This is a genomic window from Ferruginibacter sp. SUN106 (assembly GCF_050611765.1).
Taxonomy (GTDB): Bacteria; Bacteroidota; Bacteroidia; order Chitinophagales; family Chitinophagaceae; genus Ferruginibacter.
Genome location: NZ_JBODJC010000001.1, coordinates 1,085,673 through 1,110,331, shown reverse-complemented (window position 1 = coordinate 1,110,331; position 24,659 = coordinate 1,085,673). Strand labels below are relative to the sequence as shown.

Below are 24,659 nucleotides of genomic sequence, written 5' to 3'. Positions count from 1 at the left end.
TAAATATGTCAAACAGAACTAAACTCAGAACTCTAAAACAGCTAAACCTATCAAGAGCAAATGTTTCTCTCGCAATTGTAAAAGAATATAAGGTTGACCGAATATCTCACTATGACTTGAAATATGTTCCCATTGAAGATAAACTCGAAAGAAGACTTAGGAATATAGTTACAAGCCAAATTGAACGAGCGAATACAGTTGAAGATTATACTTATGATTGCCCAGAGCCCGAAGAAGATCAAGTAAGAGGTATTAACTATGAGGAAACGGATTTTTATAGGATTACAGAAATATTAGCGGGACTTAATCCCGAAGAAGATGTTATTGCAGATGTTGAAGAGCTTGTCAAGGCAAAAGCATATATAATAATTTTACGAAATAGAGATGGCATCCAAGTTGTAGGCTTTAAAACACTTCCAGAAAATTGGAAAATGAAATATTCACGAGGTTTAATTCCTCTTTTATTTTCTGATAATAGTTTTAAGGATTTAGAAGAAGATAATGTTTTCAGCATATCAAGTTTTTTAGACCTTTTCTATTTTGATGAAACACTATTCATCCTTTCAAAAAAAGATTTTGAAAAAGGGCTGAATTTCCGGGAAGGAATGATAAACAATGCAGATGAGCTTTTTCAGGAAGTAACACAACTTAATTTATTTAAAAACATTGAAATTCTCACCAGTAGAGTTGGGAACAATCAAAGATATTTACGAAAGATTGCTACAATCAGAAATTTAGGACATTTTAGAAACCCTAGTTTTATAACACGGCTTCAGCAAGTTTGTACAGATAAAGGATGGAATATTAATTTTGATAATGGTCAAATAGTATTTGACGAAGAAACTCTGGATGATATCCTTACCCTTTTACAAAATAAAAGACTTCATTCTGAATTAACTGATGAAGATTTCGATGTTGAAAGTGCAAAACCGTTATTGTAAAATACCTTCGTCATTGTTGGTATGCAGCCAAACCGATAAAGCTTTACATTTGTTGCAACCCTTGTTCCGCATGCCGATGGTATGGCAACGTTTAATAGCTTTGCTTCGATGCCAGAAAACGACGTTTGCTGCTTTCACAGTGGTTACCAACAAAGGGGTAGACAATATTAGTTAAAAATAACAAAAAAGAATATCATGAGTTTTTTTAAAAGACTAAGCAATGAGGATGAATATCCAAAAGGAACAACGAGGACTTTCTTTATTGGAACCCCAGAAGCGGAAGGAGAAACTACCTATAATTCAAAAATTAAACTAGGGGAAATATTTGGGGATTATCTAAATGTTTTTCCTGAATTAAACAGTGAAAAATTTATTATTACTGGAAGAAAAGGAGCTGGTAAATCAGCCATTGCAGAATTCATACATTATTCTGCTACAAACGATGCAAACACATTCTGTGATTTTATAAAAACACGTGACCTTGATACCAATAAAATTGTACAAATTGGAAAAGAGGAAGGATTACCAATTGAAGAGAAACTTCTGTTTGAGTGGTTAATATTAACGAAGTTAATTAAACTATTAACTGAAGATCAGTCTGTACAATCCATAAAAGAATTTAAAGATTTAAATATTTTTCTTCAAAGAAATTCAGGACTAGTAGATATAAAAAATTATGAAGTTTCGGAAATTGTTAGGAATAAATCCTTAGAAGTTAATATTGAATATTTTAAAAGAGTATTTACTTCTCTATTTAAAAAAGACATAGGAATTCGAGAACATAAAGCTCCTTTTTATAAACTACTCACCCCTTTGAAAGAAGTAGTAACAAAATTGCTCCTTGAAAATGTCACTTCCGAGAACGAATATTTTTTAATTTTTGATGATTTGGACATTGGATTTAAGGAAAGCGACAAAAATAGTATTGAAAGTTTGACGAATGTTATTAGGGTTGCAAAAGATTACAACATAGATTTATTTGGCAAAAATGGATTAGAAGCAAAAATTATAATTCTATTAAGAGACGATTTGAAAAGAATTATAGTTAAACATAATGCGGACACGGCTAAAATATTTTCATCTTATGAAATTCCTCTCGTTTGGTATGAACATGAAAATTTTAAAAACAATGAAAATCAAGTAGGCTTAAAAAAACTTATTAATAAAAGAATAGAAATTAATTTTAAAAAAGAAGATCTTGATTTTAATGCTTTTGACCCCTGGACATCCTTATTTAAAGAAGACCAGCAATATAATGGTAGTAGCTTTAAGTTTTTAATTGATTACACCTTTTTTAGGCCTAGAGATTTAATTCTTCTTTTTAAGCCATTACCAATAAATTCATTTCCAATTCCTTTAACCTTTTACAATTCTAAGACTTTATTAAATGCATATGTTGAAGAACTAATGCTAGAATTGAAGAATGAATTGTCTGCCAGCTTCAACGAAAATGATATTTCAAAAATTTTTCTATGCTTAAAAAATCTAAAGCAAAGGCAACCACTTACAAAAACTCAATTAACTAATGAATTAAAAGACCTAGGCTTAGAATATGATCCTGAATTAGCACTAATTCTACTTTTCGATTATAGTGTAATAGGTAATTTTGAAAATTATATTTATCCTGCAAAGATTTATTTTAAGCATAGAGAGCGCAGAGAAGATCCTTTAGTTATAAATTTCGATTTACAATTTATTTATCATAAGGCACTAGAAGTTTATTTGGATAAACGTGCAATCTAATACCCTCACTGGCGCAAGTCTTCTGCTGTAGGCAGGCGACTTGTGTCTACTAGTCTTAGCGGTCTGCGGCCGCAGCATGTTGCAGCAAAAAAACAAACTGCAACAAATTACCACCTCCTGCTTTTCTTATCTATTTAAACTTTCAAAAGTTCCCAAACAGCAACATCCAATCCCTTAGCAATTTTATACAAACTGGTAAGTGTAATATTTCCACCCTGGCTGGTAATCGTCACCAAACTGGATTTTTCAATATCGCATAATAATGCAAGCTCCTGGAAAGAAAGATCTTTTTCTTTTCTCTTTTTATCAATGTTCTTCCCTACTGCTTTTACAAATTTCTCCTGTTCTGTCATAAACCAATATTCAGCAATTTTTATAAAAATATCGGTATAATATATCTAACCGATTGGCTTTATTATTATCTTTGTCTTAAATCAGTATAGCATGAACAACAACATCATCCCCCACCTCGAACAACTTTTCGAATCTGCCCCGCCCGATACCTTGCGCCGGAGTATCGACCACCTGTTTTATAATTACATCATCAGGGCCGAGGCTTTGCAAAACAACTTTAGTACCATTGCAGAAGATGTTTATTTTCTCCTCAGCTTTTTAGAGCGTGCCGATGAGTTGTGCAGGGAAGAAAAAGAAATAATGCTGTAAGCTGGTTAGGCAGCAGCTTTTTAATTGTTGCATTCCGGTCCGTGGAGGCACGAACCAGGGTTGCTAACAAAGGCGGAGACAAGAAAGGTAACTATATACCAGTAATTCCATGGAAGTAAAAAATTATTTCGGTTTATCCGATTTATTCTTTGGCTGCATTCCTATCAATAAAGTTATAATTCCAAAAATGAAAACAGCTGCTATTAAAGTTATTCCATTCCCTTCTTTTTCTCTTGATCTTGTTGCGTCGCCTGTTGCAAGGAAAAATATTTCATTTGCCGCCCCTCCTCCTAATAAACTTACCAGTATCCTGACCCAAAGTTTTTTTAAGTCCTTCATAAAAATTATTTTATTCTTCTCAGCCGGTTTCTTTTAATTTTATAAAATGTACTTACTACAACTCCACCAATTTAGATAAAGAAATTTCTAAAGCATCTGCAATTTCAAGCAAGGAGTACAGTGTGGGATTCACCCGGCCGTTTTCCAGTTTTTCAATGGCCTGTCGGTCTTTATTGCATGCCCGGGCCAGGTCAGATTGGCTCCAGCCTTTTTGCTCACGCAATTGAATAATGCGTTTGCCGATTGTCTTTTTTAATTTATCCCGGGTCACCGGTCAAAAGTGCTATAATTTGCTGATAAAGATGTCATACAAAAAGTTGACAATTCAAAATCTTATTGTAGCTTTGTCGTATAATAATATGACGCCATCATGAACAACAACATCATCCCCCACCTCGAACAACTTTTCGAATCTGCCCCGCCCGATACCTTGCGCCGGAGTATCGATCACCTGTTTTATAATTACATTATCAGGGCCGAGGCTTTGCAAAACAACTTTGGTACCATTGCAGAAGATGTATATTTTCTCCTCAGCTTTTTAGAGCGTGCCGATGAGTTGTGCAGGGAAGAAAAAGAAATGCTGCAGTAAGCCAGTTAGCTAACAGCCTTTAAATTGTTGCATTCCGGTCCGTGGAGACACGAACCGGGGAAGAAAAAGAAATGCTATTGCAAGTTAATTAGCCAACAGCTTTTTACTTCGTGCATTCCGGTACGTGAAGACAGGAACCGGGGAGGAAAAAGAAATGCTATTGCAGGCTAATTAGCCAACCGCTTTTTACTTCGTGCATTCCGGTCCGTGGAGACACGAACCGGGGAGACAGGAACCGGGGCGAAATTTTTTCAGTATAAGACAACCGGGGCAAAGTTGTGGCAGCGCCGGGGCTGCGCCGTAGCTCGGTCGGCATTACTCCGTACATCAGTCGTAGTTAAGTCGGTAGAAGCCTGCAAATCACACCCCACTGGCACCCATTGGCGCACCTCTGGCGCCAGTGTTCAACCAAAGGTTGGCCACTGGTGTCTGGTAGTCCTGGCGGTTTTTAACCGCAGCTTAGTGCAGCGAAAAAGTATACAGCCGCAAATTATTCCGCATGTTGTTGGTACGGCTGCGCTCAATAGCTTTGCTTCGATACTAACAACGGCCTTTGCGCTTGCAACAGTGTCACCTACAAAAGCGCAAAACCCTTACATTTGTACATCACGCAGTTGAACACCTTAAACCTTTGAACCCGGCAGCAATATATGGCAGCAAACCTGGACGACGATCAACCCATTGATCCGGAAAATATTCCACCGCAAAGTACAGCTGACGAAGCAATTGCTGCTACCGATACAGCAGCTGTTATTACTAATCAAGCATCAGATACTATGGAAGTACATCATCACGGCCATCATGGCCATGAAAAGAAAAATTGGAAAAATTATTTCTGGGAATTTTTTATGTTATTCCTGGCCGTGTTTTGTGGTTCGCTTGCCGAGCTGCAGGTAGAGCATTACATAGAACACAACCGTGAAAAAAAATATGCGCAAACCCTTATTGAAGACCTGGTAAGCGATTCGCTGGATTTAAATAAGGACATCCAATTCTGGAATACCTTAGCTAACCGTACAGACACGATACGCAGGGAAATAGAAAAACCTCAGCCCATGAGGAACCAGTTTTTACTATACAAATGCATCCGGTTAATAAAGGCGAACAACACTTTTTTGTACCACGACAGAACGATACAGCAACTTAAAAGCTCCGGCAATTTCAGGTTGATACGTAATAAGGAAATAGCCGATTCTATTGTTAATTATGATGCCTGGATACAAAAAACGATCAACGATATTGAGAATATATACGGCCATGTTCTTTCTCCGCAAATGAGTGAGGTGGAAAACCAGTTGTATAATTCCAAGTTTTTTGAAGTGGGCAATAATAAAGAAAAATTTGATTCTCTACTACTGGATAACCCCGGATCTATTCTTATAAAAGATGATAAAGCCGATCTGCAGTTTCAGTATTACAACAAATTGTGGGATTATAAAAGCCTGACTAAAGCACGGATCTATTTTTTAAGCTCTTTACTAAGGAGGGGTACTAATTTAATAGCGCTATTAAATAAAGAGTACCATTTTGAATAGTAGAAAGGCGGCACCGGTACCATCGCTTCCATTTTTATAAACTAAAAAATACTGATGCAACCTGACCTTGTATTTTTTGATGATGCTATATTGCTTTCAAAAGAAACAAGAGATAGCAGTGTTTGGCAAAACAAATTATTGTACTACAAAACATGTTTGCACTTTAACAACTCCATTGCACTGCTTGACTATCTTACACTCCACTACAAACTAACTGCTGAAGACCTGCAGATCATCAACCGGCAAATAGCCGACGATAGCACCACCGCTTTTGTAATACGTTTTAGTAACGATACGCCCCAACAAATAACCATTACAAATACAAGCCTTGCCTTTTTAAGCAACCCTGGTGCATTGGTGTACTGGAATGAATGGGATTGGGTGTTGAGAAAAGAAAACGATGACTTTTACCTGTGGGCATATGCAGGAGGCATTGCAGAAATGGCAAGAGAAATAAAACTGAGTAGCGAACAAAAGAATAATTTTTTACTTCTTGGCAGGTCATTTATTAAAACACTGGCAGCACAATTGCAATTGTTTCAGTCAGCAATTTATGAGGATGCCGTTAAAGAAAACAGGAAAACGATCTAGCTCAGCAAATGCCGGCCGATAAAATGTTTGCTTAATATGCACTGGTATAAAACACCATAAAGCCTGGGCGAAGCCGTGGTTACTCCGTACAGAAGCTGTACTGAAGCCGGTAGAAGCCGGCAAATACCCCCTCTACAGGCAAGTCTTCTGCCATAGGCAGGAGAATAGTATATTTGATTATGGCATTGTTTAAACAAATTCTTACTCCCCCCTACTGGCGCCAGTGTTCAACCGAAGGTTGGTCACTGGTGTCTATTAGTCCTGGCGGTTTTCAACCGCAGCATGGTGCAGCAAAAAAAACAAACAGCAACTAATTGGCCCTGGCTGTTCTGTTGTTTACACTTACTGAAACACTTTCTTCAAATACGCCGTATTAGCCCCATAATTATATTTTGTATCAGAAGCTTTTTTAGCATCCCTGCTGCGTTCAATAACCAGCCATCCCATATAGCCCATTTCATACAAACATTTTTTACTTTGCGCATTTCGACTAACGACTATTAACCGGAACGGATAAGAAATTACTATTTGGCCAATATAAAATGCAACCAAAACAACAGGTAGCTCATCTTCACCTCATAAACAAAATGAAAAGCACAGAATTCAATTACCTGTTCAGCAAAATTTATTGCAAAAATGCAATTTGAAAAATATGAAATAAGAACTTCTTCATCATTCTTACGATTTGAATTTTACAGTATCGGTCCAAAAGGGAAAATAAAAAAACAGGTGATTTTCAAAGCATTTAAAGAAAATCCAGAGGTATTTAATTTAGCCTTTGGCGATGTAGGCAAAAATGGTGAGGTTAACGATTTGATAATTACAGGAAATAAAGACAGTAAAAAAGTATTAGCAACAGTAGTGGCAACAGTTTTTAAATTCTTTGAAAAATATCCTAATGCATATATTTTTGCAACTGGCAGTACCAAAAGCAGGACAAGATTATACAGAATTGGAATTACCAATAACCTACAGGAAATGAATAAATCTTTTGAGCTTTATGGGTATATAAATCAAAATTGGGAAAAATTTGAAAAGAATAAAGACTATGAGGCTTTCTTAGCAAAATTAATTTCTGAAAAAAATAGTAATTTTGAAAAAATATGAAACAGGCAAAAAAAACACCCGCAATATCCAAACTTGCAAAACAAGTAAATAAAATTAAGATCAATCGCAAATTAGATAAAACCAGTGCGATGGAAGAGGCTCTTTTTTTTAAAAAGAAAATGGAAAAAGGAGAAAAAATTCTTGCCATAGCCGGATTACCAAAATAGCGTTACTGAAACACTTTCTTTAAATACGCCGTATTTGCTCCATAATTATATTTTGTATCAGAAGCCTTTTTAGCATCCCTGCTGCGTTCAATAACCAGCCATCCCGTATAGCCCATTTCATCCAAACACTTTTTTACTTTGTGCATATCTATCTGCGGATCGTTCTGCAACCATACACTGTCTTTGTTAGTGGCATGAATCATACAGATACGATCCTTGCCTAAAATCTTTAATTCACTTATCAGGTCCCTGCCTTCTTTTAAAGGGTTGGAAAAATTGAAATAAATTTTTATTGCAGGAGAATTGATGTCTTTTAATAGCTGCACTTCTTCTTTTGCAGATAAAGCGGTTTCGATACCGATTACTACGCCTGCATCCTGCGCCATTTTACCGGCTACTTTTAATCTTGCTACAACGGAATCTCTTACGGCAGGTGTTTTCTTCAGGTCGCATTGCACACCCAGCGGAAGAAAAGCAGTTTTTACGTTCATCAGCTTCATGGTGGTAATGCAGTCTTCAATGCTGCGTTTGTATTCATCTCTTCCGCAAAAGGATTGTGCATAATAACCCGTCATGGCTAAAGAAAAAATTTCTACATTATTTTCTTTAGCGGTTTTTATAAATTGATTGCGTACCGAATCAATAAGCAACTGATTATCGAATGTTGGTCTTGTGCCTAAGCCGCCCATATCCACTTCTACACCATCCGCTTTTAATTGTGCGGTTAAAGTAATGGCGCCCAGCTTTTGTCTTTTTAATAACATCAGGTCTATCAACCCGATTTTATAGCGTTGATTGTTTTTGGCTTTTTGTATTTCTTCACTAAATACCTTTTCTAAATTTTCAAACCCGTGTATGGCATGGGCCGGTAGTTTTTCTCCTTTGTCGCCAAACACATACATGGCCTGCTCCGGTTCAATAGTAATTTTAGATTCATCAATTTTGCCCGAATCATTTTGTATGGCTTTGATATTTAAGTTTAAGTATTTTGCCATGAAATTATACAAGGGTACACGTTTGGTAATACTAAAATCATGTTTATCATTGGGCAGGTGCTCATTCTGCACATCGTCTTTTTTGCCATACCAGCTGTACATTTTTTGCAGGTAAGGAAAATCATGTTCGGGCATTTTATCTGTCCAGTCGCCGCCATCACTGATCAATAGCTGTGGCCTGGGAGCCGCCATGGCAGCTATTTCCACGTTATCTGTCCTGCCACCGCAGCTGTGTATATCCATGCCACTTTCGCAGGGGCAACCACCGTAGAAATAAGAACTGATGGCCACCACAGGTGCAGAAACTTTTATTCGATTATCGAGTGCTGTCATTAAAACGGTATGGCTTCCGGCACCACTGCCACCAGTCATGGCTACACGATTAGTGTCGGCATCTTTTTGTGCCAGCAAATAATCAAGGATGCGGATGCTGCCCAAGGCCTGTATCGTCATGGATAAACTGCGGCGATGATCTTCTATCTTAAATTGTAATAAAGATTCGCCCCAGGCAAAAAGATCATAACTGAATGCCATGGCGCCCATTTTTGCAAAAGCAGCGCAACGGTACTGGCAATCGGCACGGTAGCGTTGTTTTTCCCAATGGCCATCAGGGTTTAATATCACCGGAATTTTGCCTTTGTATTTTGCAGGTTTGTATAAAGAACCATTGATCCATAAACCAGGTAAAATTTCTATGGCGATATTTTCTACGGTGTAGCCGTCATAATTTCTTTTTGGTGTAATGATGGGTTTACTATTGGGTAATGCAGGAAGATGCGTTAACTGCAAAGCTTCTTTCATGCAGGGGATCAATTCAGCTTTGCGCTTTTCCCATTCTGCTACTGTGTTGTATTGCGCTGCAATACGGTCTAACTCGGCCCAGCCTTCTGTGGGTACCCAGCGGTAATATTCATACACACTGAGTTTGTATTTTTTATCGCCTTCTTTTTTTACTTTTAATTCCAGTGGTGTTAAGATGCTTTCTAAAGTTACTTCCAGATCGGGACGGTATTTCCAATCGGCATAGGTAACTTTTTTATTGGCTACCATACTGTCGGCAAATTTTATGGTAACACCGTATTTTTTTTGTACGTCGTTGAGAACATCTTTGAGGGGTTTGGTATATTGGTTATCGGTATTGGGTTGCGCTTTGAGAGAGTTGTGACACAGAGATACGCAGAGGATAACACTGAGATACACAAAGATTTTTTTCAGGCCTCCGTGTAACTCTGTGTTTCTTTGAGAATCTCTGTGGAATAAAAAACTCTGCCACTGAGATACGCAGAGGAAGGCACAGAGATACACAAAGATTTTTTTTACTCCTCTGTGAAACTCTGTGCTTCTTTGTGCAACTCCGTGGAATATTTCCTTCTTCATAATTTCTATTTATTTCTGTTTGCTTTCCAGCTACTGTATAATAAATTATCGGGCAATACAGGTTTAGGAAAAAATAAGCTGGCGATATAGCCCACTACAATCACCACCAAATGACTGTACACACCCAGCATTAATTTATGGTGTGTAAAATTAAAATTACCTAAATCCAGCAGTAGTCTGGGATTTTTTAATCCGATAGGTGTGCTGGTTAAAAAAGCCCAGGTGGTAAATAAAATGCAGGCAACAATGGCAATGTTCATGCCTTGCCGGTTTGCCCTGGCACTAAATACGCCTAATAAAAATATACCTACAATGCCGCCGGAAAAAATAGCATACACGGTAAAAATTAAATCTATTATTCCGCCACTACTGAACTTTAAATAAAAATAGCCCATGCCTATTGCGAAGAAGCAGGATAACAATACCATCATTTTACTGGCGTATAAATTTTCCTTATCTGTTTTTCCGGGACGGAATTTTTTATAATAATCTTCCATACCCACGGCAGCATTGGAATTGATATCGGCACTTAAACTGCAGATAGCCGCACTGATTAAAGCAGCCACAATAAAACCAATGACACCTGTTGGCAAATTGGTCATCATAAAATAAGGGAACACTGTTTTGGCGGTAACATCGGCGGGCAGCGCATTTTGCTTATAGTACACAAACAAGGCAGTGCCGATAAACATAAAGATCGTCCAGATGGGAACAGTTAAAAAAATACCCATTAAAGATGCTTTGATGGCCGACTTATCTGACTTGGCAGTAAGATAACGTTGCACTACTGTTTGATCGGTGGCATATTTTTGAATGGCATAAAATGCTCCATTGATCACCAGTACCCAAAAAGTTAATCTATCAAATTTAAGATCGTAGGGACCAAAACCGGTGCGGTTATTTTCTGTAGCAACTTTTATTGCTTCGGGCACACCGCCTTTGATGGAGAATAATAATATACCTAAACAAATAAATCCACTGGCAAATAACATAAATCCCTGGAATACGTCCAGCCATATTACGGCCTGCATACCACCTTTTAAATTTAACACGATCAATACCAGGCCCACGCATAATAAAATAATCACCGGGTCAATATTGGTTAATTTATAAATAGCCAATGCCACCAACGTTAATACAGAACCCATGCCTGCAAACTGCCTGATGATAAATGAGGAGGAGGAATAATAGCGGGCAAATTTTCCAAAACGTTTTTCAAAATATTCGTAGGTGCTTAAGCCGATCACTTTACGAAACAGTGGCACAATAAACCATATCGTTCCCAACAATACTATGGGTACCATGTAGCCTTGCAACAAATAGATCCAGTTGGATTGAAAACCTTGTTCGGGATAGCCTAAAAAAGTATTGCTGCTTATTAACGTGGATAATAATGATAAGCCCAATGCCCAGGAAGGAAAATTTCCTTTGGAGAGAAAATAATTTTCGGTAGTGGTTTGTTTATTGGCAAAACGAAAACCCAGGTATAGGGTAATGCCAAGCACAAAGATGATGATAGCGTAATCTATAAAATGAAGATGGTTCATGCAATCGTTGTTTTGAACCACTAAGGCACCAGGGCGCAAAGCAGCACTAAGTTTATTGGTATAATTTCACTATTTCACCAGGTAGTTTATAGCTACCGGGTTTCACTGTGATGAATACATCACCCGCTTTCATTCGCACTACGCCCCTGCTTAATTCATTTACCGGTGTAAGCTTTTTAATGTTCAGTTCTTCCAGCACAGCTGCGGCTGTTGAACCGCCTTCAATAAAAATTTCTTTTACATTTTCTCTTACCACAATTTCCCTCACCGCTTTTGCCATGGCTGTTCTTAATGCCAAAGCAGATTGATTTGATTCATCAATGGCGATTACTGCCTTGCCTTTTTCTTTAATAACGCTGCAAGTATGTTGTAACCAATGTTCGTCAATTGTTTCGGGCAGGTATGCACAGCAACCTGTTTTTTTTATGAACGCTTTTCTTTCTTCAAAAGCGGTACCGCATACATACAAGTGTGGTGATTGCAATTGACATTTTTGTTGCGGCTGTGCCTGGTAATTTTTTTCCAGCAAGGCGGTATAAAAATCTCCTGCTCCAATCAACATCCATGAATCGTCGGTTGCGGCAGCCCATGCTTTTATGTCTTCTGTACTTTCAGCCTCACCTATTACTATTCCTTCAACAGGCAACCAGTCATCATGTTGTAATACCTGCACTGTTTCATCATTAACCATTGCCGTAACTTTCGCACTGCCTATTGGAAATTCCGGGTCATTGATAAAATCAGTTGCTGTTATTTTTTTTCCGCTGATAAAATATTCGCCTTTGCTGATGGTTCTTTGTAAGGATGGATTAGCAGGACAAATGAAGGCCTTATTTTTTTCACTCAGTTCCATCTGCACTTTTGCTTCATCAATCACATAGCCACGCAAAACAGAATCAATTTTTTTATACCATAATGAAGGCTCGTATTTTAACAGTGCTTCCACAGCATCAGCAGTACAATAAATGGCTGCTGCTTTTTGCATGGAGCGGCTATCAGTACATACAATCACCACATCAGCATCAGCATTAGTATCAATTTCATTATCCAGGCACACGGTTACCGATAACCCATACCGCAAACTTATGCCCGCCAATTCAGCGGCACCGGTAAAATCATCTGCAATAACTGCGATCATATTCGTGAGTTGTGAGTGGTGAGTCGTGAGTTAGGAGCAATCGTTATTCACGACTCACTATTCACGACTGACGTTCTATATTTACTTAACTGCACCGCACTTTCAATAGCCAACACCATGGCATCTGCACTGGCAATACCTTTACCTGCAATTTCAAACGCAGTTCCATGATCAACTGATGTGCGGATGATGGGTAAGCCCATTGTAATGTTTACCCCCTTCACACTATCCATCTGATTTTTTTCACTGTTCCATTTAAAGCCGGTCAGCTTGAAAGGAATATGCCCCTGGTCGTGGTACATAGCCACCACGCCGCCGTAATATCCTGTTGCTGCTTTGGCAAACATCGTATCCGCTGGTACCGGGCCTTCCACATCATAACCCAAACGCTTAGCCTCTTCTACTGCCGGTAAAATTTCCTCGTCATCTTCTGTACCAAACAAGCCACTATCACCTGCATGCGGATTTAATCCTGCAATACCGATCTTTAAATTTTTTTCTCCCAGGCTAATCATGCCATTGTATAATAATTCTGTCACCTGTAAAATACGGTCTTTCTTTACCAAGTCGCAGGCTTGCCTTAATGATACATGCGTAGATACATGGATCACTTTCATTTTATCTTCCACCAATAACATGGCGTATTTTTTAGTGTTGGTGAAATGAGCATAAATTTCTGTATGCCCTGCAAAATGATGGCCGGCTAAGTTGATAGATTTTTTATTGATGGGCCCGGTTACGGTGGCATCCACTTCTTTTGCCAATGCCAGTTCAATTACTTTTTTTACAGATTGAAAAGCCGCTTCGCCACACATGGCAGCAATTTCTCCGAAGACCAATTGATCAATGTCAACATTTTCCAGGTCAAAAACATCAATCACACCAAATTCAAATTTTGCATCAGCAACTGTATGGATAGTATTGATGGCAGCATTTAATTTTAATTTGCTGATGATATTATTAAACACTGCGGCATCACCCACAATTAATGGCCTGCAGATATCGTAGATCTTTTTATCGAGCAATGCTTTAACGGCAATCTCAGGGCCGATACTGGCCGGGTCGCCCATGGTAATACCGATGATTGGTAATGAAGCCATCTTAATTAGTAATATCTTTTAATGATTGAATTAATTTATTTTCTTCTGCTGAATTCATTGGTTGCAATGGCGGCATTACTACTGCTTCGCACAAACCTTTTTCTTTCATCAACAGTTTTAATGCCCATAAACTTTCGCCCAATGTTTTATCTGCCTGGTATACATTGCCATATTTATCGCTCAGTTGCTGCATGGCATATACTTCTTTAAAATTATTTTCAGTAAATGCATTCCACATGGCAGAATAAATTTCTGGTGCCAGGTTTCCTGTGCTTGGAATTAATCCATTACTGCCACCAATTAATGCTAATGCAGATTTTGCAGCCCATCCTAAAAAATGGCCGAAGTCTCTCCTGTCTTTCCACAACTCTAATGATTTCATCAATCTTTCCTCGCTGCGTTCAGAATCTTTTACCGCCACAATATTGGGGTGCATACTTAACTCATCGATCACTTCCAGCGGAATACTCATGTGCGTTGTTGCCGGAATATTGTAAATGATCAATGGCAATGGAATGGCATCAGCAAGGTCTTCAAAATATTTTTGCATCTGCCCGTTATTCAGTGCATAGTAAGAGGGTAATGTTGCTGCCACCGCATCAACTGCATTATTGGCACATAATTTTGTAAACTCCACCGATTCTTCCAATACATTGGAAGAAATGCCTGCATATAAAACTGTACCTGCTTTTTTATTTTTTGCAGCCGCTTTTAAATAATCTGTTTTTATTTGGTTAGATAAAGATGCTGATTCACCAGTGGTCCCTAATATGAAGGGAGAAATATTGTGCTCGTAGAAATTTGCAAATATCTTTTCTACTCCTGCTATATCAATTGTATAATCTTTTGTAAGCGGCGTTATGGCCGGTACAATAATGCCCTTGTATTTTTTATCTGTGTACATTAATATGCTGCTTTATAAATTGCGATAGCGTCTTGTTCTGTAATTTCTCTTGGATTATTTTTTAATAAACGTTGAATCTTCATCGCATCGACAGCCATTTGTGGAATGGCTGATTCCGGTACATTTACTTCCCTTAATGTTGCAGGAATACCACATGCTTTTATAAGTTCTCTTATTTTTTGTACGCCTGCATAAGCTGTTGCAGTATCACTGCCCTGCTTTTCGCATCCCAATGCCATTGCAACATCTGCATAACGATTTGTTGCAGCCGGAATATTGAATTGCATTACATAAGGCAACAACAATGCATTTGATAAGCCGTGTGCTAAATGAAACATACTTCCTAATGGATAACTCAACGCATGCACTCCTGCTGTGTTCACCGGGCCTAAACAAAATCCGCCCAGCAAACTTCCCATCGCTACTTTTTCTCTTGCTTCAATATTGCTGCCGTCTTTTACAGCGGTTTCAATATGCGCTGCAATCAATCGCATGCCTTCATAGGCATACATATCAATAAAAGGTTGTGCAAATTTATTGGTATAAGCTTCCAGGCAATGGGTTAAAGCATCTAAACCTGTTGCTGCTGTTATGGCTGGCGGAACGCTGATGGTTAACATCGGATCTACATAAACGATATCCGGTATTAAAAAAGGACTGATGATGCCTTTCTTCTGATTATCGTCGTCTACTAAAATGGCATTGGGAGAGACTTCACTACCGGTTCCTGAAGTGGCCGGCACACAGATCAGTTTCTTTTTTCTGCCTTTTAATAAACCGATGCCCACATAATCTTTTAACTGTTGTTCATTCTCTAATTGTGCAGCAACTAATTTTGCAATATCCAACACACTTCCGCCACCGATCCCAATCACTATATCAGGATTGAAAGGTGTTACCGTTTGCATCAGCTTTTCAAAATCTGCAAAAGATGGTTCTGCAACAATTGAAATGTCGATCAACATTTCAACATTATTATTTTTTAATACTGTAGTAAAATTGGCTATCGCATTTTGTAATGGAGTAATGGTGGCAATAAAAACTCTTGCAGGTTTTAATTGCAGTACTTCATCAGTTAACTGTTCTAATGATCCGCTGCCAAAAATTAATTTGCCGGGGAAAATAATTTGCAATCGTTGAGTCATTCTGTTGTTCTATGTCTTAAAAAATGTTGGGCTAAAGCCCATCGTTTGTTTATTATCCCCGGGCTGAAGCCCGGGGCAAGTCACCATTCACATCAAATTGCTGCATCCAACGGATATTTCGGCAACATCAATTGCTCCACATCTACTGGCTTAATATCTAATCTTTCGCACCACATTGTAAAGCTACCATGTATTTCATCTAATGTTTTCTTTTGATCAGGTGTTAATTCCAATGCAGTAGCTCTGCTGATGGTACGCACCGGCAAACCTCTCTTACGCAAAAAATATTTTGCACTCATGGGATATGCCACATGTATCAACGGATCCACACGGCTGATCTCTGCCTGCAACCATTTTACTTCTTCCAGCTTTGCAGGGTCGTTGGCATTGTTCACCATCCAGACTAAAATTTCCGGGTAAAAATTTCCGCTGATAGACGACATTCCCTTTGCACCCATTTGTAAACTGTACATGGCATTGGGAGAATGTGCATCAAAAAATTCCAGGTTAGATTTGGTTGCTTTTACGATATCAATTTTTGCTTTTACTTTTTCTAAATCAATGGAAGTGTCTTTATGATACACCAAACGATTCGCCGATAACAAAGTCTTAAAAACATCAGGGCCAATTATTCTTTTGTACGGCGCCGGGCACTCATACATACCCAACGGAATATTGCCGGTGAGCTTGAACATGCGATCGAAATTTTTCAACAACACGTCATCACTATCTTCCACGTTGGCATAATGGCCTGTAATTAAAATCACGGCATCAATACCAGTATCATAGATCTTTTTTGTAAACTCTGCTTTATCATTCACCGTTAATCCGAATGAACCTGTAGCCACCACCGGCACACGGCCATTTACATACCGCACAATATGTTGTGTTAATTCCAATCTTTCATCTTCAGTAATGCTGTACATTTCGCTGCTGAGGCAATTGGCAAAAAAACCTTTTACACCTGCGGCTAAATAAAAATCAATGAGGTTACTTACTACATCCAGGTCAACTTTTGCTTTTAAGTTGAACGGTGTTATCATTACCGGAACAAATTTTGTATCATTCATATAGTGTCTTTTTGTACATCGGAATTTTGTTCCGATCTGTTTTTAAAAGCCGAAATGGAATTTCAGCGTACTATGCATTTGCTTTTAAGTTGAACGGTGTTATCATTACCGGAACAAATTTTGTGTCATTCATATAGTGTCTTTTTTGTACATCGGAATTTTATTCCGATTTGTTTTTAAAAGCCGAAATGGAATTTCAGCGTACTAAGCCGAAATGAAATTTCAGCGTACTATGCCGAAATGAAACTTCAGCGTACTATACCAAAATGGAATTTCAACGTGCTATAAAATTGAATATTTTGTGCGTATTAAAAATGTATTATACTACTATTATCCTGTACAATTTTACTGTTTTGGGGCCTGGTTCTTCCTGCTGAATTGCGTCAGCAATATTCCTGCTAAAAATATCGTCAGCGTTCCCACCACAATGATCATATTGCTGTGCAAACTATTTCGCACAAAACTGTATTGGTCACTTATATTTTCACTGAATGTCATCCATACAATCACCAGTACGCCAATAATGGTGGCAGTAATTGCGGCCGCATTTTTCGTCTGCCGGCTGATCAACCCCAATAAAAATAAACCGAGCATGCCGCCGGCAAAAATACCGGAGAGTTTCCACCAGGTATCCAGTAAACTTTTGGCACCGATCATTGCCAGGCCGGCACTTAACCCGATCAAACCAAAAATAACTGTGGCAATATGTAAAGAAAATAATTGTTGTTTATCATTAATGCCCGGCTTAAAATATCTTTTATAAATATCCATCGTAAACACCGTGGCACTTGCATTCATGTTGCTGCTGATAGTGCTCATGGCGGCAGATAAAATGGCTGCAACAATCAACCCTAATAATCCTGTCGGCACTTTCGTTACCATAAAATAAGGCAATACTTTATCGGCATAATCCGCAGGTTTAAATGTGGCTGCTAAATTTTGTATTTGTGCAGGCGTTGCAAGTGCCCCTAATTTTTCTGCTGCCAATTTTATTTTTACAGGATCGATCAGGTCGGGTTGCAATTGATAAAAAGAATACAACGATGTACCGATGATCACAAACAACAAGGATACCGGCACATACATCCACACACAAAGCCACACTGATTTAGCAGCTTGCTTTTCTGATGCTGCCGTATGGTAGCGCTGTATATAATTCTGGTCCATACCAAAATTATTGAGGTTGATAAAAAAACCATACAACAACACTACCCAGAATGTAGGTTGTGTAAAATTAAATGTTGTACTTCCTAAACTTAATTTATTATCTGCTTTGGCAATCTCAATCACTTTGGTAAATCCACCGGGAATTTGTTTGATCACTAAATACAAAATGAGTAAGGCACCTAAAGTTTTTATAATACCTTGTATCACTTCTGTCCAGATCACCGCCGCCATTCCGCCGAGTACAGTGTAAATGATAATGCACAATCCCATTACGATCATAATGCTCTGCATAGAAAAACCTGTGAGTGCCTGCAAGCTTAATGCCATGCCGAAAAATATCGTTCCCATTCTTGCAAATTGTGTCAGCAAAAAACAAATCACTGCATAGGTTCTTGCCCATGGGCCGAAACGTTTTTCTAAATTGGTATACGCCGATATCTCTCCCGTTTTTCTATAGAAGGGTACAAAATATTTTGTGGCCACCCATGCCGCTAATGGCATAGAAATACTGAATACAAAAACATTCCAGTTGCTACCAAATGCTTTACCAGGATTGCCTAAAAATGTATTGCTGCTTAAGAACGTTGCGTAAATAGAAAGTCCGATTGCCCAACCAGGAATTTTTCCGGATGCTTTGGTGAATTGCTCCGTATTTTTATTCTTCCTGGAAAAATAAAAACCGATAGCTACCATTGCCAACAGGTAGACAACAATGATAGCGATATCAATTATGGGCAAGTTGTTCATCGTTAATTTTTGTAAACCACAAAAGCATTAAGATCACAAAGTGCCACTAAGAAAAGTTTTTGTGCAGCTTCGTCACTTTGCGTCTTTGTGGTTCAGATTAGTCCACCGAAGGCTTAGTTACCACCGGCGTAAAACCCGGCCACTTTTCATTTTTGATCAGTTTCAATTTTAATTTGGAAGGATCAATTTTTACATACTTTATTTTCTGCCTGCGCCAGGTGTACACAATATGCACCATACCATCTTTACTTTGTATCACTGACGGGTACGAATACTGGCTGATGGGTGAATCTTCCAGCATCACTGCGGCATACCATTTTTTTCCATCTTTGCTAACAGCTACATTCAATGGGGTCCTGGCACCTTTTCCCCTGGGCAAACTATCATCCGGTTTTACATGATTGTATACTAATAATTGCCGGCCATCTTGTAATGTTACTGCATCTGTTCCTGAATTGTTATTGGGTAATGCTGATGCAGTCATGGCGCTCCACGTTTTTCCTCCATCGTTGCTCCAGCTTTCATTGATGGCTCTGTTCATGCTTCTGCACAATACCTGGTAACGGCCATCTTTATATTTTAAAATGCTCGGCTGAATGGCGGAAACAATTTTACCGTCATTGATGTCCTCGGACTTTGTCCATGTTTTACCATAATCATTGGTATATTCAAAATGTACTTTCCATCCATTTTTTTCTGTGCTTGAAGGGCAAACCAATGTGTTACCAATTAATACCGGCTTGTTTTTTATTGGCCCTAAAAAACCATCGGGTAACGCTTCTCTTTTCTGCCAGGTTTTGCCATTATCATTACTTCGCATCATCCAGCCTGTCCAGCCAGCTACATTAGGCCCGATCTTATAAAACAATAACAGCTCACCATTATTGGCATAATACAACACAGGATTATAGCAGGCATACCTCAAAGTATCATTAATAATTCCTTCAGCAACTTTTTCAGGAGCGGTCCATTTATCATTCACAAGTTTGCTTGTCCAGATGCACACGTCTTTATTACCTTCTTTAGTACCACCAAACCATGCAGCAATTAAACCATCCGGCGTTTCGGCAATAGTACTGGCATGGCTTTGAGGAAATGATGCGGTATCAAAAATAAATTCATCTACCAGTATACCTTTCTTCCATTTATTTTGTGCAGCCACATGAACGGCACAAAAAAGAAAAAGAAATCCATATAAAATTTTCATTTTCATAAATACATTTTATTGTTGCTTTTTAGCGGCTTCCTTCTCTGCTTTTACTTTATCTACATAAGTTTTAAATAACTGGCGCCAGTTTCGGCCGTTATTATTTAAATACTGTTCACATTTAGTTTTATAAATTTCAAAGATGGCAGAAATCTCTTTCATACTTTTATAATCTATCGCCTGCTCTCTTGCCTGCTTTAAATTCTTCAGTATCTCTGTTTCTTCTTTTACGGTAAGGTCGGGAACAATTGCTCTGTAACCTTGTAAAGTAAACTCTACTTTACCAATGGTGTATTTGTCCAAAATGGTTTCTATTTGTACAGAATCCAATTCTGTTTTCAATACGGCCATTAAATTTTCATGAACAGATTTTGGTTTGGTGGAACAGATAATGATCTGCCTGTCCATTTCTGATAATTTATTGCCGTTAGCAGGGTTAATGCCTTCGGGCACTAAAGTAAAAGGATTGTTATTGTGCCAGTCTTTTACTGCAGTCAGGTGTGTAAGAATGGCATCCTGTACTTTTTTTGCTTTTGTATTATCGTTTAGTTGCAATGCAGCAGTCCAGCTTGCCGCTTTATTTTCCAATGCTGTATCCACCTGTGCTTTAGCAGGGTTTGCAACAAGAATAATCAGTGCCAATATGATAACTCCTCTTATTGTATTCGTCCTCATTTCATTTGTGATTTAAATTGATAATCGCCACTAGCCACCTGTAAAACAACTTTACCATTGTCGAATTTTACATTCGTTACCCCTTCTGCATTAGCTAAATTATTTCCTGACTCCAATACATCATTCAACGACTTTGCAGGAATAAATACTGTTGCAGATGTGTTGGCCGGGATTGAAATATTCCATTCAAATGTTGCCGTATTTTTTTTCCAGTTGCTTTTTATTAACCCGTATGAACTTTTGTAAGAAGCATTTACAAATTGCAGTTCATCCGGCAAAGATGGTTTCATAATTATTTTTTTGAAACCTACATCCGTTTTATCTGTTCTTATTCCTGCCAGGTTTTCATAATACCATATTAATAAATCTCCCAACATCATCACATGGTTCTGGCTGTTCATATTAGGGTCGGCCGTATTGCCATTCCATAATTCCCAAATGGTGGTAGCGCCATTGGCGATCATGTAACCGTAACTTGGGTAAGTAGTATTGGATGCTAATTTGAAAGCAAGGTTGATATTACCATAATCCGTTAAGCCACGCATTAAATATTGCGTGCCAATTAAACCGGTACTGATGTGATCATTACTTTCCACATGAATTTTCTGGTAAATATTTTCAAATACTTTTTCTTTTACTGAATCAGGACAAATACCAAAATACAATGGCAATAAATTTGCAGTGATAGTATTGTTGGAGTAAGCATGTTGCTGCGGATCATAAAATGTTTTTTGAAAAGCGATCCTGATATTATCTGCCCATGTTGCATACTCTTTTACATCTGCATCATTGCCTGTGAGCTTTGCAAAGCGTTGCATGTAAGAAAGCAATTTGTAGTAATAGGCTGTTGCAATTAGTTTACCATCAGTTAATCTTGAAGAATCCTTTGCATGAATCAATTGTAAACTTTCCGGCGGCACACACCAATCTCCATACTTATCTTTTGTCATGATATCATTTACCAGGTATTTCCCTTTCATATAGCTTATCCATTTTTTCATGGCTGCATAATTCTTTTGGATTGGTTTGATATCTCCATATTGGTTGTATAAATTATTACTGATAGTGATGAAAGCCGCAGGCCACGTAACATCGTCGGAATAATAATTCCAGAATGCAGGAGCCACATCGGGTATCGCACCTTCAGCCGTCTGCGATTGCTCTATATCATCCATCCATTTGGCATAGAGCTTTGCATTATCAAATAAAAAACTTTCGCCTTGCTCACCAATTACTCTATCACCTAACCATGGCTGTCGTTCGTTGCGTTGCGGACAATCAATTGGCATGCCTTTATAATTAGATGCAATGCCCCACCAGGCATTTTTATAAATGGCATTGATAGTTGTATTGGATGTTTCAAATGAACCTGTTGTTTCCAATGCATCGTAGACAAGTTTGCCTTCAAAATTATTTAGCCTGGGCGTTCCCGGGAAACCGGTAACTTCTACATAACGAAAGCCATGATACACAAATGTGGGATGCCAGCTTTCTGCATCAGTTCCTTTTAAAGTGTACACGTCAGTAACTTTTGCATCTCTTAAATTAGCAATAAATAATTCTCCGTTTGTCTGTAAGCTTTCAGCAAATTTCAATGTGATCTTATCTCCTCTTTTCCCTTTTATATGCTGCAGTTGTAACCAGCCTGCAAAATTTTGTCCCATATCAATAATGTATTTTTCATTGCTGATTTTTTTTATTTCAACCGGGTTTATTGTTTGCATCACTTTAATTGGCTCGGCAAATTGTGCAGTGATTTTTCCCGGCGGCGCTTTCACCAATTCCGGTTTCATCCATTTATTGTCATTGAATCCTGCATTCGTCCAGTTTTTGAATTCTTTAGTGGCATCATATTCTTCACCATCATATTCATTATTGGTTCTTATGGGGCCATCCACATTTAATTTCCAGCTTTGGTCACTTACAATTATTTTTTTAGTACCATCTGTGTATTCAATTTCTAATTGCACTAATAATTTGGGGTAACCGAAATTATTTATCTTATAAGTTTTATAATTCTGCCGCATGGTGAAAAAGCGGCCATTACCTAACACAGCAGCTATCGCATTCTTTCCCTTTATAATTTCTGCAGTAACATCATGTGTATTGTAAAAAAAAGATTTCCGGTAGTCTGTGGGATTAGGTGCTAACACCTGGTCGCCGATCTTTTTGCCATTGATATATAATTCATACATGCCTAAACCGGCTATATAAACAGTGGCCCTTTTTACAGGCGACATATTTTGAAATTCTTTTCTTAAATATCGGGCTGATAACCTGGACCATGTTGTGATGCTATCCCATGCAGATGCTTTATCGTAACCGATCCATTTTGCCTTCCAATCGGATCCTTTTAATAAGCCCGTGGAGAAAAAGGCTGTTTCTTTTGCAAGTGCTTCGCCTTTATTAGTAATTACTTTTACTTTCCAGAAATATTTTGTTGCAGCTTGCAATGGTTTGCCTGCATAGCTGATCAGTAACGATCTGCTATCATTTACTATGCCCGAATTCCATACATCACCATCATTGGTTTTTAATTTTTGTTCGCTGCTGCTAACGATAATCTGAAAAGATGATTGTTCAATATTTCTTTGGTTGCTTTCCAATTGCCAGCTAAATCTTGGTTGTTGTGCATCAATACCCAAAGGGTTAGCCAACATTTCGCAGCGAAGATTTTTAACCACAACCTGTGCATTCAATAGATGAACAACAACAAAGACAAACATTACTGTATAGCTAATCCGTTTTATCATTTTTATCCTAATAGTTTTTTAAGCGCCCTGGCATCAGGCAATATACCTTTATATTTTGCTGGCAATTCTTTACTGGTTTTATATGTTGCAACACCCATGGCTTTATTAAAATCTCTAAAAGAAAATTCTACCACTTTATCTGTTTTACTTTTACAAAGTATAATCCCCACTGAAGGATTTTCATGAGGCTGCTTCACCATTTCATCTAGTGCCGACAAATAAAAATTCATTTTACCTAAATACTCAGGCTTAAATTTCCCTTTCTTTAATTCAAATGCCACAAGGCTTTGCAGCTTACGATTAAAAAATAATAAATCAACAAAACATTCCTCATCTTCTACAACCAACCGATATTGATTCCCAATGAACGCAAAGTCAGTTCCTATAGATAAAATAAATTTCCTGATATTACGGACTATTTGATTTTCAAACTCTTTTTCATCGGCGAACTCCGGATCTTCAATATTTATAAAATCAAGAAGATATTCATCTTTAAAAGCCTGTAATGCTTTTTCTCTTTGAGCTTCATTAGTTATGGCTTTATTAAAATTGTTAGGTAGTTTAGCTTTCTTTTTAAAAAGATTTGATTTTATCTGGTGTTGCAAAGTTGTAACACTCCAATAATTTATTGCAGATTGCTGAATGTAAAATATCCGCTCTTTTAATTCTTTTACCTTAGCCAAAATTTCGCTGTGATGAGTAAAGCTTAATGAACTAAAGCTATTCATCAATTCGTCCGTCAGCAACGGACGAATTGATGCTTTTTTTTCAGCCGTTTTTTTAAAGCCTTTTAATTCGTCCGTCAGCAACGGACGAATTTCATATTCTGCATTCCAGGCTTCATAAAAAATTCTCATCCTCTTTAAATTTGTTGAACCAAATCCTCTTAACCCCGGTAATTCTTTTTGTAAATCTTCTGATAACTTTTCTAAAACTCCCGTACCCCATTCTCCTTCCCGTGATTTATCACTTATCAATCTTCCTACCGAAAAATAAAGCACCAACAATTCTTTATTTGCCAATGCAGCAGCCCGGTAACGGCTTGCCAGTATAACAGACTTCAATTCTTTAATAATAACCTTGTAATTTTTTAAGATCATATTTGTTGTTTATTATCAAGACCGAAAGAAAAACAAAACCGTTGCGCCATATACTTTTC

23 protein-coding genes are annotated in these 24,659 nt (G+C 37.9%); 8 read left to right on the top strand and 15 right to left on the bottom strand.

Going from position 1 to position 24,659, the window contains the following annotated elements; translation table 11 throughout:
• The first annotated feature begins 5 nt into the window (after positions 1–5).
• A complete protein-coding gene (locus tag ACQ334_RS04550) occupies positions 6–941 on the top strand; it encodes a Kiwa anti-phage protein KwaB-like domain-containing protein (RefSeq protein ID WP_430986981.1) in 936 nt (311 codons plus the stop codon).
• A gap of 195 nt (positions 942–1,136) precedes the next feature.
• Complete coding sequence (locus tag ACQ334_RS04545; protein WP_430986980.1) at positions 1,137–2,684, top strand: P-loop ATPase, Sll1717 family; 1,548 nt, start codon at positions 1,137–1,139, stop codon at positions 2,682–2,684.
• A 134-nt stretch (positions 2,685–2,818) separates the two neighbouring features.
• On the opposite strand, the gene ACQ334_RS04540 is transcribed toward ACQ334_RS04545, so the two are convergent.
• The gene (locus ACQ334_RS04540) at positions 2,819–3,037 is read right to left on the bottom strand and encodes a helix-turn-helix domain-containing protein (RefSeq protein WP_430986979.1); all 219 of its coding nucleotides are present in this window, start codon (positions 3,035–3,037) and stop codon (positions 2,819–2,821) included.
• A gap of 91 nt (positions 3,038–3,128) precedes the next feature.
• On the opposite strand from ACQ334_RS04540, the gene ACQ334_RS04535 reads away from it, so the two are divergent.
• Positions 3,129–3,347, top strand: a complete 219-nt coding sequence (locus ACQ334_RS04535; RefSeq protein ID WP_430986978.1) for a hypothetical protein — start codon at positions 3,129–3,131, stop codon at positions 3,345–3,347.
• Positions 3,348–3,470: 123 nt separating this feature from the next.
• Here the strand turns inward: ACQ334_RS04535 and ACQ334_RS04530 are convergent, their stop codons facing one another.
• Complete coding sequence (locus ACQ334_RS04530) at positions 3,471–3,686, bottom strand: hypothetical protein (protein ID WP_430986977.1); 216 nt, start codon at positions 3,684–3,686, stop codon at positions 3,471–3,473.
• 55 nt (positions 3,687–3,741) lie between these two features.
• Positions 3,742–3,957 (bottom strand): helix-turn-helix domain-containing protein, encoded by a 216-nt coding sequence (locus ACQ334_RS04525; RefSeq protein ID WP_430986976.1) that lies wholly within the window; start codon positions 3,955–3,957, stop codon positions 3,742–3,744.
• A 99-nt stretch (positions 3,958–4,056) separates the two neighbouring features.
• On the opposite strand from ACQ334_RS04525, the gene ACQ334_RS04520 reads away from it, so the two are divergent.
• From ACQ334_RS04520 to ACQ334_RS04500, 5 genes are all read left to right on the top strand, one after another.
• The gene (locus ACQ334_RS04520; RefSeq protein ID WP_430986975.1) at positions 4,057–4,275 is read left to right on the top strand and encodes a hypothetical protein; all 219 of its coding nucleotides are present in this window, start codon (positions 4,057–4,059) and stop codon (positions 4,273–4,275) included.
• A gap of 650 nt (positions 4,276–4,925) precedes the next feature.
• Complete coding sequence (locus tag ACQ334_RS04515; RefSeq protein WP_430986974.1) at positions 4,926–5,810, top strand: hypothetical protein; 885 nt, start codon at positions 4,926–4,928, stop codon at positions 5,808–5,810.
• A gap of 54 nt (positions 5,811–5,864) precedes the next feature.
• The gene (locus ACQ334_RS04510; RefSeq protein WP_430986973.1) at positions 5,865–6,401 is read left to right on the top strand and encodes a hypothetical protein; all 537 of its coding nucleotides are present in this window, start codon (positions 5,865–5,867) and stop codon (positions 6,399–6,401) included.
• A 636-nt stretch (positions 6,402–7,037) separates the two neighbouring features.
• Positions 7,038–7,508: a DUF6934 family protein gene (locus ACQ334_RS04505; protein WP_430986972.1), complete on the top strand. Its 471-nt coding sequence runs from the start codon at positions 7,038–7,040 to the stop codon at positions 7,506–7,508.
• Positions 7,505–7,675 (top strand): hypothetical protein, encoded by a 171-nt coding sequence (locus tag ACQ334_RS04500; RefSeq protein ID WP_430986971.1) that lies wholly within the window; start codon positions 7,505–7,507, stop codon positions 7,673–7,675. Before ACQ334_RS04505 ends, ACQ334_RS04500 begins: the two co-directional genes overlap by 4 nt.
• Before the next feature lie 2 nt (positions 7,676–7,677).
• On the opposite strand, the gene ACQ334_RS04495 is transcribed toward ACQ334_RS04500, so the two are convergent.
• The 12 genes from ACQ334_RS04495 to ACQ334_RS04440 all read right to left on the bottom strand — a co-directional run bounded on the left by ACQ334_RS04495 (position 7,678) and on the right by ACQ334_RS04440 (position 24,600).
• Positions 7,678–9,720, bottom strand: a complete 2,043-nt coding sequence (locus ACQ334_RS04495; RefSeq protein WP_430986970.1) for a TIM barrel protein — start codon at positions 9,718–9,720, stop codon at positions 7,678–7,680.
• A gap of 332 nt (positions 9,721–10,052) precedes the next feature.
• The gene (locus tag ACQ334_RS04490) at positions 10,053–11,594 is read right to left on the bottom strand and encodes a sodium:solute symporter (protein WP_430986969.1); all 1,542 of its coding nucleotides are present in this window, start codon (positions 11,592–11,594) and stop codon (positions 10,053–10,055) included.
• Between the two features lie 52 nt (positions 11,595–11,646).
• On the bottom strand, positions 11,647–12,732 hold the full coding sequence (locus tag ACQ334_RS04485) for a four-carbon acid sugar kinase family protein (RefSeq protein ID WP_430986968.1): 1,086 nt from the start codon (positions 12,730–12,732) through the stop codon (positions 11,647–11,649).
• Positions 12,733–12,779: 47 nt separating this feature from the next.
• Entirely contained in the window at positions 12,780–13,832 is a 1,053-nt protein-coding gene (pdxA, locus tag ACQ334_RS04480) for a 4-hydroxythreonine-4-phosphate dehydrogenase PdxA (RefSeq protein ID WP_430986967.1), read from the bottom strand.
• A 1-nt stretch (position 13,833) separates the two neighbouring features.
• A complete protein-coding gene (locus ACQ334_RS04475; protein ID WP_430986966.1) occupies positions 13,834–14,736 on the bottom strand; it encodes a dihydrodipicolinate synthase family protein in 903 nt (300 codons plus the stop codon).
• On the bottom strand, positions 14,736–15,881 hold the full coding sequence (locus ACQ334_RS04470; protein WP_430986965.1) for an iron-containing alcohol dehydrogenase: 1,146 nt from the start codon (positions 15,879–15,881) through the stop codon (positions 14,736–14,738). Before ACQ334_RS04470 ends, ACQ334_RS04475 begins: the two co-directional genes overlap by 1 nt.
• Before the next feature lie 92 nt (positions 15,882–15,973).
• On the bottom strand, positions 15,974–16,951 hold the full coding sequence (locus ACQ334_RS04465; RefSeq protein ID WP_430986964.1) for a dihydrodipicolinate synthase family protein: 978 nt from the start codon (positions 16,949–16,951) through the stop codon (positions 15,974–15,976).
• A 345-nt stretch (positions 16,952–17,296) separates the two neighbouring features.
• Entirely contained in the window at positions 17,297–18,865 is a 1,569-nt protein-coding gene (locus ACQ334_RS04460) for a sodium:solute symporter (protein ID WP_430986963.1), read from the bottom strand.
• A gap of 97 nt (positions 18,866–18,962) precedes the next feature.
• Positions 18,963–20,078, bottom strand: a complete 1,116-nt coding sequence (locus ACQ334_RS04455; RefSeq protein WP_430986962.1) for a sialidase family protein — start codon at positions 20,076–20,078, stop codon at positions 18,963–18,965.
• Between the two features lie 9 nt (positions 20,079–20,087).
• On the bottom strand, positions 20,088–20,747 hold the full coding sequence (locus tag ACQ334_RS04450) for a DUF3826 domain-containing protein (protein ID WP_430986961.1): 660 nt from the start codon (positions 20,745–20,747) through the stop codon (positions 20,088–20,090).
• Positions 20,744–23,500, bottom strand: coding sequence for a family 78 glycoside hydrolase catalytic domain (locus ACQ334_RS04445; RefSeq protein WP_430986960.1), 2,757 nt, complete (start codon positions 23,498–23,500; stop codon positions 20,744–20,746). Before ACQ334_RS04445 ends, ACQ334_RS04450 begins: the two co-directional genes overlap by 4 nt.
• A 2-nt stretch (positions 23,501–23,502) precedes the next feature.
• Complete coding sequence (locus ACQ334_RS04440) at positions 23,503–24,600, bottom strand: PDDEXK nuclease domain-containing protein (protein WP_430986959.1); 1,098 nt, start codon at positions 24,598–24,600, stop codon at positions 23,503–23,505.
• Positions 24,601–24,659 lie beyond the last annotated feature (59 nt).